Consider the following 14,600-nt stretch of genomic DNA (forward strand, 5'->3'; position numbering starts at 1 on the left):
GCGACGATTCTCAACCGATGCAACGAGCCGGACGGCTCATCGCCGCGATCGCGGCGGCCGCGCTGGTGCTGGCACCCGGCCTGGTCCTGGCGCCCGATCTGGCGATGGCGCGCGCCGGCGGCGGCGGCTCCATGGGCAGCCGCGGCAGCATGACCTATTCGGCGCCGCCGGCAACGCGCACCGCGCCCTATGGCGGCACGCCGATGCAGCGCAGCATGACGCAGCCATCCCAGCCGAACACCGGCTATAACCAGGCCAACCCGGGCTATGGCTATAATCAGCGCCCGCGGTCGGGCTTCATGTCCGGGCTGATGGGCGGCCTGATCGGCGCCGGCCTGGGCGGGCTGTTGCTGAGCCACGGCTTCCTTGGCGGCGGCCTGGGCTTCGGTGGCTTCATCGGCTTCCTGCTGCAGTTGTTCCTGATCGTCGTGCTGGCACGCTTCGTGTGGCGGCTGCTGAGCGGCAATCGCCGGGCCATGATGGCGAACGGCCCGATGGGCAATGGCCAGGCCATGTTCGGTCGCATGGCGGATGGCGGGCCCGGATACGGGACACCGAACGCGGGCATGGCGGGTGGCGGCATGGCCGGGACCGCGGCCGGCGCGTCCATCCAGGTCACGCCGGCCGACTACCAGCAGTTCGAGCAGGCGCTGTACGGCATCCAGGCCGCCTGGAGCGCGCATGACCTCAACGCGTTGCAGGCGATGGCGACGCCGGAGATGGTCAGCTACTTCGCCCAGCAACTGGCGGACCAGGTCAGCCGCGGCGTCCGCAACACCGTGTCCGATGTCCGCCTGCAGTCCGGCGATCTCGCCCAGGCCTGGTCGGAGCGTGGCGTGGATTACGCGACGGTGGCGATGCGGTTCAGCATGATCGACGTGACGCGGGACGCCGCCGGCCGCGTGGTGGACGGCAGCCCGACGGAGCACCAGACCGCGACCGAGCTGTGGACCTTTCTGCGGAGCCGTGACGGGCAGTGGATCCTGTCGGCGATCCAGCAGGCGCGCTGACCGCCGTTTTTCATCCGATCGTCTCAAGGAATCGTCCCGGGTTGGCCAGGGAGCGGGTTTTAGGGGGCAGGTTTTAGGGGGCGGGGTTTTGACCCGACGCGCCGCATGCTAGGTTTCCCCGTTCCGACGGTTCCGGCAGTGGGGGACAATGGCCGAGACGTTCGCGGTCAGACATTACGATTCGATTGGCTCGACCAACGACGAGGCCCGCCGCCTCGCGCGGGAGGGCGCGCCGCATGGCACGGTGATCCATGCCGATGAGCAGCGCAGCGGCCGCGGCCGCCTGACGCGCACCTGGTTCAGCCCGCCCGGCAACCTCTACATGTCGATCCTGCTGCGGATCGATACCCCGCCGCAGCGGACGGCGGAACTGGGCTTCGTCGCCGCCCTGGCGGTGGCCGAGACGGTGGAAACGCTGCTGCCCAAAGACAGGCGCGCGCTGCTGAAATGGCCGAACGACGTGCTGGTAGAGAATGCCAAGATTTCCGGCATCCTGCTGGAGATGGAGGACGACGCGGTGATCCTCGGCATCGGCCTGAATGTGCTGGAAGCACCCTCCGGCGGCAAATACAAGACCACGACGCTGGTTGCGAATGGCGGCATCGCCTCGGTCGACAGCGCTCGGGATATCCTGCTGGACCGGCTGGCCCGGTTCCTGAGCCAGTGGCGGACCGAAGGGTTCGCGGCGATCAAGGCCGCTTGGCTGGAACGGTCTTATCCGATCGGGGAGATGATCCGCATCAACGCCAGCGGCACGCCGCTGGAGGGCCGGTTCTCCGGCCTGGACGACGCCGGCGCGCTGCTGCTGGAAACCCCCGAGGGCATCCAGAAGATCCTCGCCGGCGACGTCGTTATCGCGGGTTGAAGGGCGGCGGTCTGAACGAGGTCCGGGTTGGGCCAGGTCCGATCGAACGTCGATCGAACCAGGGCCGGTCTGACGGGGCTGGCCGAACGGGGCTGGCGGCGATCGGCATTATTTCGGAATGATCTGCCGCTCCTCGATCACATAGCTCTTGATGCGGCCGATGAACAGCGCGCCGTCATCGGTCAACCGCTTCATCTCCGGCGTCGCGGCGGCGCGCTCGAAACCGGCCATGTCGTCGTACCACAGCTCCGCGATGCCATCGACCTCCACATCGGTGTCGGGAATGTCCGGCCGGCTGCGGCTGCCGATGATATGGGACTGCACGTAGCGACGGATGCCGGGCACCGCGTGTGCCAGCGGACCGTGGATCTCATACCAGTGCTTCACGAATTCCTCATGCGTGATCCCCTCCTTGCGGGTCAGCAGCGCGAGCATCTTGATCATGGTTTCATTTCCTCCGTTATCAATCGGTGCGGCCTAAAGGCTGGTGACGTGACGGGACCGGTTCCAGTCCGCCGCCGCCTCGACGCAGCGGGCGATATCCTCGTCCAGCATCAGCCCCCAGCCGACCAGCCGCTCCGCCGCCTGGGCGATCGCCGCCTGGTAGGCGTGCCAATCCGCGTAGCGCGCCTGGATCGGCCGGCGCGGATCGCCGGTCAGCGCGCGTTCCGCCTCGGTGTCCGGAAACGGGATGTAGCTGCCCTCGAACCGCCATTGCACGCCGTGGCCGAAGCCGCGCGCGCGCGGGTTCCAGCCTGTATAGGTGCCCAGCGGCGCCTCCACCATCGGCACCCGCACGCCGGCGACGTCGTTGCCGTCGGTGTCCACCGACGGCACCAGCACGGTATAGCGCAAACCCTGATACGCCGGCCCCTGATGCGCCGGCCCCTGATGCGCCGGCCCCTGGTGCGCCGGCCCCTGATGCGCCGGCCTGGGCGCGCCATCGGGGTCGTTGCGGCCACGCACAAGCTCCGGCGGCTCCCGCAGCAGGCCGCGCTCGGCATCCGGACCGAAGTCCAGCAGCGGCAGCGCGTTCGGCTCCGCCAGCGGCATCACCCCGGGGATCGCGGGGAACTGCCGTTTCCAGCGCGCGTACTCCACCAGCGTACCATCCGCCCGGGTGGGGATGCGGCTGGGCGGCGGCGGTGTGCCGTCGGTGGCCCAGCGGTCCATCGCGTCCAGCATCGCGCGGAACAGCATCGACGTCGCGACGCTGTTCGACAGGTTCTGGCCCACACCGCGCACCGGCGCGGCCAGCAGCGGATTGGCCGAATGCTGGGAGCTGGACCAGAAATAGACCCGCACCGTGTCCGGCTGCGGCAGGTCGTTCCCCTGCGTGTCGGTATGCACCAGGGAGCCGCGGCGGGTCCAGTATTCGCTAGCGGTCTGGGTATGGAATACCAGCGGGTCCGTCTGCGGCCGTTTCAGGATCGCATCTTCCCGCCCGGTCAGGTGATCGCGGCTCCAGGCGTAGGAGAACGGGAAGGAATCGGCGATGTTGAAATGATCCTCGTATTGCTGGCCGCCGGACACGATCGGGCTGGCGAAACGATGGTTCAGCCATTTCCGTCCGGCACCGGCGACATGCGGCATCACGCCGTCGAACACGCGCCGCCCGGCGGCGTCGGCGTTATAGCCGCGATAGACGAAGTCGCGCAGGCAGCGTCCCGTCTGCGAGCGGCCCCAGCCATAGACTTTCTGAACGCCGGCCAGCGGATTGGCGTCGCTGTCCTCATGCTTCAGGAAGCTGACGAAGTCGCGCACCGCGACATGGCCCAGCCCCATCAGCTTCGGATCGCGGGCGGTATACAGCAGCTCATAAATCCAGCCCGGCTGGAACCCGGCGGGGTAGTGGATGAACCGGTCCGAGGGCACCAGCGCGCTTTCGGTGCCGGCCGACTCGGCGCCCGAACCGGCGATGCGCTGGCCGAAGCACCACGCGGAGCGCGGCACGACCTCCTTCGGATCGTACGGGAAGCGCCGCCGGGTCAGCACCGCGTCCGAGGGGTCGGCGACCGGGTAGGACCAGGCGGCGACCCGCCCGCTCAGCGGCAGGGTCGTGGTGCCGGGGGCGTCGACGATGATCTCGGTGCGCACCCGGCCGGTGATCGGCGCGCCGTTGTCGGTGGCAACCGGGACGTCCAGCACGACGCGCCCGTCGCCGGGCATGATGTCGCCTTCCCAGGCCAGCCAGGCGACGGCGTAGCCGCGGCGCATCAGGAACCCGTTGCCGGCATGCGCGCGTGACAGCGGATCATTGCTGTGCGGCGCGTCGTTGAAGAATTGCAGCGCCCGCTTGTGGCCGCGATTGCCGTAGTCGAACAGCACCCGGCCGTTGCCGTGGGCCGGCTTGAGGATCATGAAATCGGCCTCGAAACGGACGCGGCCGTCCTCGTCGCGCGGCGCCTTGTCGATATCCACCACATCGGCCTGCGCCGGCGCATCCGGGTCGACGGCGAACAGCACCCGTCCGCTCAGCCGCTCATACGGTCCGGTGCCGCCGAAATCATGGCCATCGGCGAACGGCCGGCGGTCATCGATACGGATGGTCAAATGCCGGCTCATGACGTGTGTCCTTTCAACGCGGGGGCGAGGCGCAACGGTTCCCCGCGCGCATAGGCAACGATCTGCTCGAAGGCTTCGCGAAAGTACAGCTCGAAATTCTCCCATTCCGCCCAGCCCAGATGCGGCGTGCAGACAACGTTGGGCATCGCCAGGAAGGGATGGTCGCCGCCGACGACCGGCTCCTGCTCATAGACGTCCACGGCGGCGTAGCCGGGCCGCCCGGCGCGCAGCGCCGCCAGCAGCGCGCCGGGCTGGACCAGCTCCGCCCGCGAGGTGTTCACCAGCAGCGCGGTCGGCTTCATCAGCGCCAGCTCGTCGGGGCCGACGATGCCGCGCGTATCCGGTCGCAGGCGCACATGCAGCGACAGCACGTCGGATTGCTCGAACAGCTGTGCCTTGCCGGCGGCGACGGCATAGCCGGCCTCCGCGGCCCGGCGGGCCGAGGCCTCCTGCCCGAGCACCAGCACCTTCATGCCCATGCCGGCGCCGGCGCGCGCCACGATGGTGCCGATCTGGCCCAGGCCGAAGATGCCCAGCGTGCTGCCGGCCAGCCGGTGCGACAGGGTGCACGGCCATTCGCCGCGGCGCATCCGTTCCGATTCCAGCACGATATGGCGGCGTGCCGCCAGCATCAGCGCCAGCGTCAGTTCGGCCGGCGCGTGCGGTGAATTGCTGGCGCCGGTCGAGACCAGCACGCCGTGATCGGCGCAGGCCGCGTAGTCGATCGTCGTGGCGGCCCGCCCGACCAGGGCGATCAGGCGCAGATTCGGCAGCCGTTCGATCAGCGCGCGGGAGAAATCGACGCGTTCGCGGATCGCGACGATCACCTCGGCGGGGCGCAGCCGCTCGGCGAGAGCCGCGAAATCCGCCGCCGGCTCGCGGTAGCGGATGACATCGTGGCCGGCCAGCAGGCGGAAACAGGCCAGGCGATGCACCATGTCCTGGTAGTCGTCCGGTATCACGATCCTCATGGCGTCCGCCCTGGCCGGTAGGGCGTGAACTCGATCAAACCGCCCCTGGCCTGTCAAACGCGGCATCAGACGCGGCATCAGACGCGGCGGCCTGCGGGTGCCGGCTTTTCATCCGCCCCCGATCCGATAGCATCGGGCCGATGACCGATGACGCCGACGAGATGACAGCGCCAGCCGCGCCGCCGCGGCTGCGAACCGAGGACACGTCCTGGAAGCGCACCCTTTGGGCGATGGTGTTCATCCAGTTCATCATGACCGCGGCGATCAACTTCCTCAGCCCGATCATTCCGCTGATGCTCCCTGAACTGGGCGTGGAGACGGATGCCGGCGTGTTCTGGTGGTCGGGGATCATCACCGGCGCGACCTCCTTCGTCGCGGCCTTCGCCTCGCCGGTCTGGGGCCGGGTCGCCGACCGCTATGGCCGCAAGGTCGCGCTGCTGCGGTCCAGCTTCGCCATCGCCCTGTTCACGGCGCTGATGGGGATGTCGGCGAATGTCTGGCAGTTCTTCGGCGCCCGCTTCATCATGGGGTTGTTCGCCGGCTTCTCCTCGGCCGCCATCGCGCTGGTCGCGTCCCAGGTGCCGGAGCGGCGGCTGGGCTACGCGCTGGGCTGGCTGTCCTCCGGCCAGCTCGTCGGCTCCCTGGTCGGGCCGGTGATCGGCGGCGCGCTGGCCGACATTGCCGGCAGCTACCGCACGCCGTTCTATTTGTGCGCCGCCATCACCATCGCCGGGCTGCTGCTGGTCTGGGCGATCGTGCACGAGGATTTCACGCCCGTGCCGCCCTCGGCGCGCAAGGAACCGCTGGGCGCCGGCCTGCGGATGTTGACGGGTTCCTCGGCGCTGATGGCGCTGTTCCTGGTGCTGCTGATGGCGCAGCTGAGCACCCGCACCGTGGCGCCGGTGGTGACGCTGTTCGTGCAGGAGCTGATCGGCTCTCCGCCCCAGCTCGCGACCCTGTCGGGCATCGCGTTCTCCATCACTGGCCTGGCGAACCTGATCGCCGCGCCGTTCCTGGGCAACCGCAGCGACGTCATCGGCTATCGGAAGGTGCTGCTGATCTGCCTGGCCGGCGCCACCTTGACCAGCGCGCCGCAGATCTTCTCCGACAGCTACTGGAGCTTCCTGGCCTGGCGCTTCGCGGTCGGCCTGTTCATCGGCGGCATCCTGCCGACCGCCAACGCGCTGATCGGCCGTTCCGTGCCGCGGGAGCGGCGAGGCTCGATCTACGGCATGACCGCGTCAGCGACGTTCCTGGGCAATTCGCTGGGTCCGCTGAGCGGTGGCGGCATCGCCGCCGGGCTGGGCATCCGCTGGGTGTTCGCGATCACCACCCTGCTGCTGCTGGCGAACCTGATCTGGGTGTGGTGGAGCGTGCCGGAACTGCGAGAAGGACCGCGGGGGGAAGGACCGCGGGCGGAATAGAGGCGGCTATGTCTCCGGCGTGCCGGCGGCGCCGGGCGCCTCCGCCCGCTGCCTCGCCTCCGCGGGGTGTTCGCCGAAGCGGCGGCCATAGGCGGCGATGAAGCGGGAGGGGTTGCTGAAGCCGAACCGCCTGGCGATCACCCGGGTCGGCACATCGTCCGGCGCGCTGGCCAGGGCTCGGCGGACATGGCGCAGCCTGACCTCCTGCAGCGCGGCCAGCGGCGTGGTGTCGCGAAAGCGGCGGAACGCGGCCCGCATGGTGGACAGGCTGCATCCCGCCGCCTGGGCCACATCGGTCAGCGAGATCGGCTGGTCGGCCGATGCGTCCATGAACATCTCGGCGCGCCGCAGATGCGCGGGGATGGCGACGCCGCGGCTGCCTTGAAGCCGGTCGGAGTGATTGTGCGGCAGGCGATGAAGGATGGCTTGCAGCAACAGGTCGGTGAATGTTGCAACCGCAACCGGATCGCTGGCGAGTCCGAGCGGATCGCGCAGATCGGTGAGAAGGTGGTCGATCAGCCGCCGCACCGCTCCGGCGGGTGGCACCGTCCAGTCGATCTCGGGCATGAATGCCAGGTCGCGGCGCGGCGGTTCCCCCAGCCAGGCGGTCAATGCGCGTTCGATCCGTTCGGTTTCGATCCATAGGACGAGCCGAGCGCTATCATCGGTTGTGGTAAGACGTGTATCCGCAAGTCCACGCAGGATCATTCCGGTACCGCCATGGGCGGTCGCGGTGCCGTTCGGCCCCGCCAGCATCTGGGCCGCCCCCGACAGCATCATCACGAACCCGTACAGATGCGGCTGTCCGTCGCCGATGATCTGGATATCGGTGGCGAGGCGGTCCGCATTGTAGGCGGGCCGCAGCCGGCCGACCGGGCGCACGGCCTGGACGCTGACGACGCCGTCTCCGCCGGTCTGGTCTGTGCCGGATTTGCGCAAGCGGTACGACATGACGCCGTTGAGCACCGCGAGCTTGCGGGTAAAGCGGCCGCCGATGTCGATATCGTCCGCCCGTATCGCGGCCCGTTCGAACGATTCCAGAAGGGAGGCATCAAATCGGATCACGCGGCATGCTCCGCCCCGTTCGCCATCATCGAGTGCGCGGCAACCTTATCATGGCCGGTACAGCTTCACCAAGCGAAGTACGGATTCATCAGCAAAACGTGCCGCGCCGTTTCGTTGCGATTGCTGGCGTTTCCACCGCTCTTCATCCTGGCCGCACGGGTCGGATCGGGACTCGGCCCGCCATCCGAAACATGCGTGGGAGTACCGACATGCGCCGAACGAACACGAGTAGCCTGAAGCCGGGCTTCCCCCTGATCCCAATGCTGCTGACCGCGCTGCTGGCCGCGCGGCCGGACGCCGCTTCGGCGGTGCCGATCACCTACACGATGACGGGCACCGGGTCGGGAACGCTGGGAGCGACCCTGTTCAGCCACCAGGCCATCACGTTCACTCTGACGGGTGATACCGATGATGTGTCAGGCAGCGATGGCAACGAAATCAACAGGGCGGTCACCGGCCAGTTGACGATTGGCGGCCTGGGAACGACCCGGCTGACCAGCGTGGCGATCGCCATGACAGCAACCGATTTTGGCGGCGGGGTCATCTTGTATGAACTCACTATCGGTGACACCCTCGGCTACAATGCGATCTGGAGCGACCAGTTCTCGCCGTTTCCGTTCGATCTCCGCCAGTCGTTCGGGCCGGTCACCTATTCAAGCCGCGTCGGTTCCACATCGGACGTGTTCAACTCCGATGATGGATATTTCGTCCCGTATCCCCCCCTGGGCAACATCGCCTGGTCGGCCATTTTGCCCGAGCCTGGCGGCTTGGCCGTGTTCGCAGTAGGAATTGCCGGGCTGCTGTGGACGCGGAAAACGAGATGCCGCCGGCGCGGCGGCCTCGACTGACAGGTGGTCGGACCGCGATCAATCCCGCGCGGTCAGACCGCGATCAGCCCCACGCGGTCAGACCGCGATCAGTTCCACGCGGTCAGACCGCGATCAATCCAACCACGTCATCCTCCAGCACCGCGCAGCTCAGCTTGCCGCCCATGCCGGCGCCGGTGTCCAGGCCGATCCGGTTCGGCTGGATCGCCACCGCCGGCACCGAGGAATGGCCGTGCACCACCACCGCCTCGAACGGCTGTTCCGCCGATAGAAAGGGCTGGCGAATGGTCAGCAGGTCGTCGCGGCTCTGGCGATCCAGCGCGACCCCCGGCCGAAGGCCGGCATGCACGAACAGATAGGCGCCCTCGCGATGTGACAGGGGCCGGCCACGCAGCCAGGCGATCTGGTCGGCCGGCAGGGCCGCCACCCAGTCCTCGCGCGGCAGGTCGGGGCTGAGCCCCCAGCTCTCCAGCGCCGCCCCGCCGCCGGCCCACAGCCAGTCGGTCGCGGCGGCCCGGTCGCCATCCAGCGCGTCCAGCAGCATGCGCTCATGATCACCCAGCAGGGCCACCAGCCGTGCGCCCGGCACCGGATCGCCCATCAGCGCACGGATCACCCCGGCGCTGTCCGGCCCCTGGTCGATGTAATCGCCCAGATGCACCACCGTCGCCGCCCGCACCGGACGGGCCGACAGGTCCTGGCGGATCTGCGCATGCAGCGCGTCCAGGCTGGCGCGCGCGCCGTGCACATCGCCGATCACATAGGCGCGCCGCCCGAACGGCATCCGCCCCGGCGCGACCAGCCAGCGGACCGACTCGGCGGTCGCCGCCGCCACCCGCGGCCGGAACGTCGCGATGTCGGCGGCCTCCAGCTCCGCCTTCCGCACGCGCCGCAGCGGCCGCCTCATGCCCCGTCCCCCGTGCCGTTGCGTCCGGCGGCAGCCATGCCGCGGGGACGGTTTCGCTTTTCGTCGAGCCTGCTAACCTGCCCCGGTCCGAGCAACCGGAGGAATCCCTTGGCCAAGATAACCTTCCCCGTCGAAGCGACCCATATCATGATGTTCGCGCGCGCTGTCGGCGACACCAACCCCGTGTATCACGACGCCGAGGCCGCGAAAGCCACCGAGGTTGGCGGCATCATCGCGCCCCCCACCTTCGCCCAGGCCGTGGCGCAGTTTGATCCCGACTATCACCTGCGTCCGAAGCCCGGTCAGAAATGGTTCGGTTCCGCCAAGGGCCCCAGCGGGATCGAGGGCAAGCCATCCTCCAGCGGCGGCCTGCACGCGGAGCAGCATTACGAATATCACCGCCCGCTGCGCCCCGGCGATGTGCTGACGGTGGAAACCAAGCCCGGCAAGACCTGGGAGCGGGAAAGCAAGCGCGCCGGCAAGCTGACGTTCCGGGAGCGGATCACGGAATACCGCGACCAGAAGGGCGAACTCGTCATGACGGCGCGTGGTGTGGGTGTCACGACGGAACGTCCGGTGGATCAGGGCTGAGGGGAGACAGGACAATGGCATTGAAGGCATCCGCCCTGAAGGTCGGCGACACGAAGAAGGAACGCGTCGTCGAGAACCTGTCCCGCACCCAGATCGTCCAGTACGCGGGCGTATCGGGAGACTACAACCCGCTGCACACCGACGAGGTCTACACCGTGCAGGCCGCGGGGTACCCGAGTGTCTTCGCCCATGGCATGCTGACCATGGGCCTGACCGGCAAGGCGCTGACCAACTATGTCGGCGACGGACGCCTGACCAAGTTCGGCGTGCGCTTCACCAACCAGGTCTGGCCCGGCGACACGCTGGACACCACCATCACGGTGGACGGCCTGCGCGAGGAGAACGGCCAGAAGCTGGTCGACCTGAAGCTGTCCACCACCAACCAGGACGGCAAGGAAGTCGTTTCGGGCACCGCGACCGCGCGCGTCGATCCCTGACCGGCGCCTCCGCTGGACGCCGATGATGGCCGCGGTCCCGGGACCGCGGCCATCTTCTTTTCCGGGGCCACTCTCCGTCCGGGACCTTTTCCCGCCGGGCCATTCTCCTTCCGGGGCCACTCTCCTTCTGGGGCCATCCTGCGATCCGGGACCTTTTCCCGCCGGCCGGCTGTCCGCGACGCCCGCGCCGCGTCCCGCCGATGCCAGCCACCACGCCGCCGAATCAACCGCATCCACAACCCGGCCGGATATGGTATCTGACCGGGAATGAGCCATGTCGTCGTCATCGGCGGGGGAATCGTCGGCCTCGCCAGCGTCATCGAACTGCAGCGCGACGGTCATCAGGTCACGCTGATCGAGCCCGGCGAGCCCGGCGGCGAACAATCCGCCAGCTATGGCAATGGCACGCTGCTGAACCCCAGCTCCGTCATCCCGATGTCCTCGCCCGGCATCTGGAAGAAGGTGCCCGGCTATCTGCGCGATCCGCTGGGCCCGCTGACCATCCGTTGGTCCTACCTGCCGCGCCTGCTGCCCTGGCTGCGCCGCTTCATCGCCGCCGGCGCCACCGAGGCCAAGGTCGCCGCGACCGCCAGGGCGCTGCAGCCATTGCTGGCCGATGCGCCGGCGCTGCATCTTGCCCTGGCCGAGGAAGCCGGCGTCGCCGAACTGATGGTGCGGCAGGGCGTGCTGTTCCCCTTCCCCGATCGTGCGGCGTTCGAGGCGGAGGGCCTGTCCTGGCGCATCCGCCGCCAGTGCGGGACGCGCTGGCTGGAACTGAACGAGGACGAGCTCCGCCAGCGAGAGCCGAACCTGGCGCGCCGCTACAGATTCGCCCTACTGGTCGAGGAAAACGGCCAATGCCGAGACCCCGGCGCCTATGTCGCCGCGCTCGGCCGTCTCGCCATGGCGCAGGGCGCCACTCTTCGCCAGGCACGCGCCACCGGCTTTCGCATCGATAGCGGCCGGCTGCGGGCGGTGACGCTGGACAGCGGAGAGGTCGCCTGTGACAAGGCGGTGATCGCCGCGGGGGCCTGGTCGAAGCAGCTCGCCGCCGCCGCCGGCGACCGCGTGGTGCTGGAGACGGAGCGGGGCTACCACGTGGTGATCAGCGATCCCGGGATTCAGCTGCGCTATCCGATGATGCCCAGCGACGGGAAAATGGCCTGTGTCATGACCCCGCTTGGGTTGCGCCTGGCCGGACAGGTCGAGCTGGCCGGCCTGGACGCCGCGCCGAACTGGAACCGCGCCCAGGTGCTGCTGGCATCCGCGCTGTCGATCTTCCCAGACCTGCCGAAAGACCTGCCGGCGGACCGGGTGCGGATGTGGATGGGACATCGGCCCTCCACGCCGGACGGGCTTCCGGTGCTTGGCCCGGCCTCGGGATGCGCCGATGTCATCCACGCCTTCGGCCACGGCCATGTCGGGCTGACGGCGGGGGCGAAGAGCGGCAAAATCGTCGCCGATCTGGTGGCCGGGCGTCCGCCTGGCCTGGACATGGCGCCGTACGCGGCGCGGCGCTTCGCCTGACGGCCAGCGAGCTCCCCCGCCTCTGGGCCGGCCCCTTCGCCGGCCCGGCCATCAGCCGGCCGGTGCCGGCTCTGGTGCTTCCACTGGTGCTTCCACTGGCGCTTCCACTGGCGCTTCCACTGGCGCTTCCGCTGGCACTCCCTTTGGCACGCCCCCAGGTGGCGCGGCGATCCCCGCGCGCAGCGCCGCGTTTTCCGTCTCCAGGGCCTCCAGCCGCGCCATCATCGGGGCGAGCGACGCGCTGATCTCGGCCTCGGTGAAGCGCGGCGTGATGTGCTGCGGGCAGTTCCAGTCGAATGCCTGGACGTGCAGCACGATCCCCCGCTCCGGCATACCCCGATATCCGGGCAGCGCCAGGATACCGGCCAGGGCCGGGTCGCGGGCCAGATCCCGCTCCTCGATGCGCATAGAGCTTCAGGCGACGGCGATTCGGATAATCGATCATGATCAGCGCGGCGCGATCGTTGGCGCGCACATTGCCGAGGGTGATGTACTGCCGGTTGCCGCGAAAATCGGGGAAGGCCAGCGTGGTCTCATCCAGCACCTTCACGAAACCCGGTGGCCCGCCGCGATGCTGGACATACGGCCATCCAGTCTCCGAGACGGTCGCCAGGAAGACGGTGTCGCGTGCCGCGATGAACGCCATCTCCCGCTCCTCCAAACGGGTCCAGACGCGCGTCGCGGCGCTGTGGGCGGCGACGGCGCGGCTGCCATTCTCCTGCTGCGCGGTGATCACCGCCGGGGTCGAGGCGATGTCGAGGAAGGATTGAACCATCGGGACCTCCTGCGTCACGCACCCGATGTAGGGCATTGCCATCTCCGCGATAATCACCCCTATTGGCACTTCACCCTTGCCAGAACGGACATAAACGGCATGGACCGGATGGATGCGATGCGCGCCTTCGTCGCCGTTGCCACGCGCGGCAGCTTCGCCGGCGCGGCCCGTCACCTGCGCCTGTCTCCCACGGCGGTGACACGCGGCGTCGCGCGGCTGGAGGAGGAGCTGGGTCTGATGCTGCTACGCCGCACCACCCGCAGCGTGCGGCTGACCGGTCCTGGCGCCGCCTATCTGGAGGATTGCCGCCGCATTTTGGCCGACCTGGACGATGCGGAACGCCGGCTCCGCGGCGAGGCGGCCGCCCCGCGCGGATTGCTGACTGTGGGCGCGCCGCTGATGTTCGGCCGCCTGCACGTGCTGCCGGTCGTGCGCCGCCTGCTGCGCGACCATCCGGACCTGTCCATCCGGCTGGTGCTGTCCGACCGGGTCTCGAACCTCGTCGAGGAAGGGATCGATGCCGCGGTCCGCCTGGCCGCGCTGCCGGACAGCGCTTTGGTGGCCTTGAAACTCGGTGAGGTGCGGCGTGTGACGGTCGCCAGCCCGGCCTATCTGGCCGCGCGCGGCGTGCCGGCGACGCCCGCGGAGCTGGCCGGCCATGACATCGTTGCGGCCGAGACCGTGGGATCGGCAACCGAATGGCGGTTCGGCCACGACCAGAGGATCGTCATTCGTATCGAGCCGCGGCTGATCATGAACACCGCCGACGCGGCCATCGCGGCGGTCGAGGACGGTTTCGGGATCACGCGCACCGCCTCATACCAGGCCGAGGCATCGCTGCGGAGCGGGCGTCTGCGCCTGATCCTGGAGGATCATGCCACCGCGCCCTACGCCGTCAGCGTCGTGCATCCGGCGCATCGCGTCGGATCGGCGAATGTCGCGGCGTTCGTCGCGGCCGCGCGTGCTCATTTCAGGGCCGGACCCTGATGCGGCGGGGTTGGGCGCGATCGCCTGAAGCGCAGCGTGTTCGGATGGTAAAAGGCCAGCAGGTCGGGAACGGCGGGATCGGCCATGGCGCCGGGCGGCGCGTCCAGGTCGATCCTCGCCAGCCGCGCCTGTATGGCCGTCAGTGGCGGCGGGTTCAGCCGCGGGGCGCATAGCATCGCGCTCAACGGATTGACGTCGTTGGCGGCCGGCGCGCGCGCCATCAGCGCCGCCTGCAGCGCCGTCGTGCCGCGGCCGGAGAACGGGTCGTACACCCGCTCGCCGGGCCGCGTCAGGCGATCGATGAAGAAGGCCGGAAGCTGCGGCTTAAAACAGGCGCGGTAGCTGACCTCGTGCAGGCTGTGCGCCTGGCGTTGCCCGGCGGTCCAGAATGCATTGACGAAGTAACGAAGTCCGCCCTCCCGCACCTCCTGTGTCGGCGCGCCATCCAGGGTGAAACGCCGCAGCGCGTCCGGCAGCGTGTGGTGGTCCAGGTCTGGTGGCCCAGCGCCAGGTGGGCAGGCGCCAGATGGGCCGATGGTTGATCGGCAATGGCATGAGCGACGCCAACCTGACCAACTCCAGTCCGGCCAGCTCCGATCCGGCCGGTTCCGGTCCTATTGTTCCCGATCCGATTGTCCTCGGCCTCGCT

General features: G+C 68.9%; 15 protein-coding genes and 1 pseudogene. 8 read left to right on the forward strand and 8 right to left on the reverse strand.

Annotated elements, in window-relative coordinates; all coding sequences use genetic code 11:
* The first annotated feature begins 17 nt into the window (after positions 1-17).
* The gene (locus VHC04_RS06665; protein WP_325679302.1) at positions 18-1,010 is read left to right on the forward strand and encodes a Tim44 domain-containing protein; all 993 of its coding nucleotides are present in this window, start codon (positions 18-20) and stop codon (positions 1,008-1,010) included.
* 148 nt (positions 1,011-1,158) lie between these two features.
* Entirely contained in the window at positions 1,159-1,875 is a 717-nt protein-coding gene (locus tag VHC04_RS06670) for a biotin--[acetyl-CoA-carboxylase] ligase (protein WP_325679304.1), read from the forward strand.
* Between the two features lie 108 nt (positions 1,876-1,983).
* Here VHC04_RS06670 and VHC04_RS06675 read toward each other — a convergent pair whose 3' ends face one another.
* Genes VHC04_RS06675 through VHC04_RS06685 form a run of 3 tightly spaced genes read right to left on the reverse strand, consistent with a single transcriptional unit; the run spans position 1,984 to position 5,411 of the window.
* Positions 1,984-2,319, reverse strand: coding sequence for an EthD family reductase (locus VHC04_RS06675; RefSeq protein WP_325679306.1), 336 nt, complete (start codon positions 2,317-2,319; stop codon positions 1,984-1,986).
* Between the two features lie 33 nt (positions 2,320-2,352).
* On the reverse strand, positions 2,353-4,440 hold the full coding sequence (locus VHC04_RS06680) for an alpha/beta hydrolase domain-containing protein (protein WP_325679308.1): 2,088 nt from the start codon (positions 4,438-4,440) through the stop codon (positions 2,353-2,355).
* Entirely contained in the window at positions 4,437-5,411 is a 975-nt protein-coding gene (locus VHC04_RS06685) for a D-2-hydroxyacid dehydrogenase family protein (RefSeq protein ID WP_325679310.1), read from the reverse strand. The genes VHC04_RS06680 and VHC04_RS06685 overlap by 4 nt, the downstream gene beginning before the upstream one ends.
* A gap of 140 nt (positions 5,412-5,551) precedes the next feature.
* Between VHC04_RS06685 and VHC04_RS06690 the strand changes: the two genes are divergently transcribed.
* The gene (locus VHC04_RS06690; RefSeq protein WP_325679312.1) at positions 5,552-6,835 is read left to right on the forward strand and encodes an MFS transporter; all 1,284 of its coding nucleotides are present in this window, start codon (positions 5,552-5,554) and stop codon (positions 6,833-6,835) included.
* Positions 6,836-6,841: 6 nt separating this feature from the next.
* Here VHC04_RS06690 and VHC04_RS06695 read toward each other — a convergent pair whose 3' ends face one another.
* Positions 6,842-7,900 carry a helix-turn-helix transcriptional regulator gene (locus tag VHC04_RS06695; protein WP_325679314.1) on the reverse strand — a complete coding sequence of 353 codons (1,059 nt, stop codon included), beginning with the start codon at positions 7,898-7,900 and terminating at the stop codon, positions 6,842-6,844.
* A gap of 5 nt (positions 7,901-7,905) precedes the next feature.
* Here VHC04_RS06695 and VHC04_RS06700 point away from each other — a divergent pair, with 5 nt between their 5' ends.
* Positions 7,906-8,748 carry a hypothetical protein gene (locus VHC04_RS06700; protein ID WP_325679316.1) on the forward strand — a complete coding sequence of 281 codons (843 nt, stop codon included), beginning with the start codon at positions 7,906-7,908 and terminating at the stop codon, positions 8,746-8,748.
* Between the two features lie 82 nt (positions 8,749-8,830).
* On the opposite strand, the gene VHC04_RS06705 is transcribed toward VHC04_RS06700, so the two are convergent.
* Positions 8,831-9,634, reverse strand: coding sequence for a metallophosphoesterase (locus VHC04_RS06705; protein ID WP_325679318.1), 804 nt, complete (start codon positions 9,632-9,634; stop codon positions 8,831-8,833).
* Positions 9,635-9,742: 108 nt separating this feature from the next.
* Between VHC04_RS06705 and VHC04_RS06710 the strand changes: the two genes are divergently transcribed.
* The 3 genes from VHC04_RS06710 (at position 9,743) to VHC04_RS06720 (ending at position 12,189) form a co-directional block, all read left to right on the forward strand.
* Positions 9,743-10,225, forward strand: a complete 483-nt coding sequence (locus VHC04_RS06710; RefSeq protein WP_325679320.1) for an FAS1-like dehydratase domain-containing protein — start codon at positions 9,743-9,745, stop codon at positions 10,223-10,225.
* Positions 10,226-10,239: 14 nt separating this feature from the next.
* Positions 10,240-10,662, forward strand: a complete 423-nt coding sequence (locus tag VHC04_RS06715; protein WP_325679322.1) for a MaoC/PaaZ C-terminal domain-containing protein — start codon at positions 10,240-10,242, stop codon at positions 10,660-10,662.
* A gap of 267 nt (positions 10,663-10,929) precedes the next feature.
* The gene (locus VHC04_RS06720) at positions 10,930-12,189 is read left to right on the forward strand and encodes an NAD(P)/FAD-dependent oxidoreductase (protein WP_325679324.1); all 1,260 of its coding nucleotides are present in this window, start codon (positions 10,930-10,932) and stop codon (positions 12,187-12,189) included.
* 51 nt (positions 12,190-12,240) lie between these two features.
* Here VHC04_RS06720 and VHC04_RS06725 read toward each other — a convergent pair whose 3' ends face one another.
* Positions 12,241-12,597, reverse strand: coding sequence for a hypothetical protein (locus VHC04_RS06725; protein WP_325679637.1), 357 nt, complete (start codon positions 12,595-12,597; stop codon positions 12,241-12,243).
* A gap of 58 nt (positions 12,598-12,655) precedes the next feature.
* Positions 12,656-13,006, reverse strand: a pseudogene (locus tag VHC04_RS06730) (pyridoxamine 5'-phosphate oxidase family protein); the annotation flags it as partial.
* 57 nt (positions 13,007-13,063) lie between these two features.
* Here VHC04_RS06730 and VHC04_RS06735 point away from each other — a divergent pair.
* Positions 13,064-13,951 carry a LysR substrate-binding domain-containing protein gene (locus VHC04_RS06735; RefSeq protein ID WP_325679326.1) on the forward strand — a complete coding sequence of 296 codons (888 nt, stop codon included), beginning with the start codon at positions 13,064-13,066 and terminating at the stop codon, positions 13,949-13,951.
* On the opposite strand, the gene VHC04_RS06740 is transcribed toward VHC04_RS06735, so the two are convergent.
* Positions 13,930-14,376 (reverse strand): DNA methyltransferase, encoded by a 447-nt coding sequence (locus VHC04_RS06740; RefSeq protein WP_325679328.1) that lies wholly within the window; start codon positions 14,374-14,376, stop codon positions 13,930-13,932. The two genes, VHC04_RS06735 and VHC04_RS06740, sit on opposite strands and share 22 nt — an antisense overlap.
* Positions 14,377-14,600 lie beyond the last annotated feature (224 nt).

The sequence above is a fragment of the Rhodopila sp. genome (assembly GCF_035548095.1).
In the GTDB taxonomy this organism is placed as follows: Bacteria; Pseudomonadota; Alphaproteobacteria; order Acetobacterales; family Acetobacteraceae; genus Rhodopila.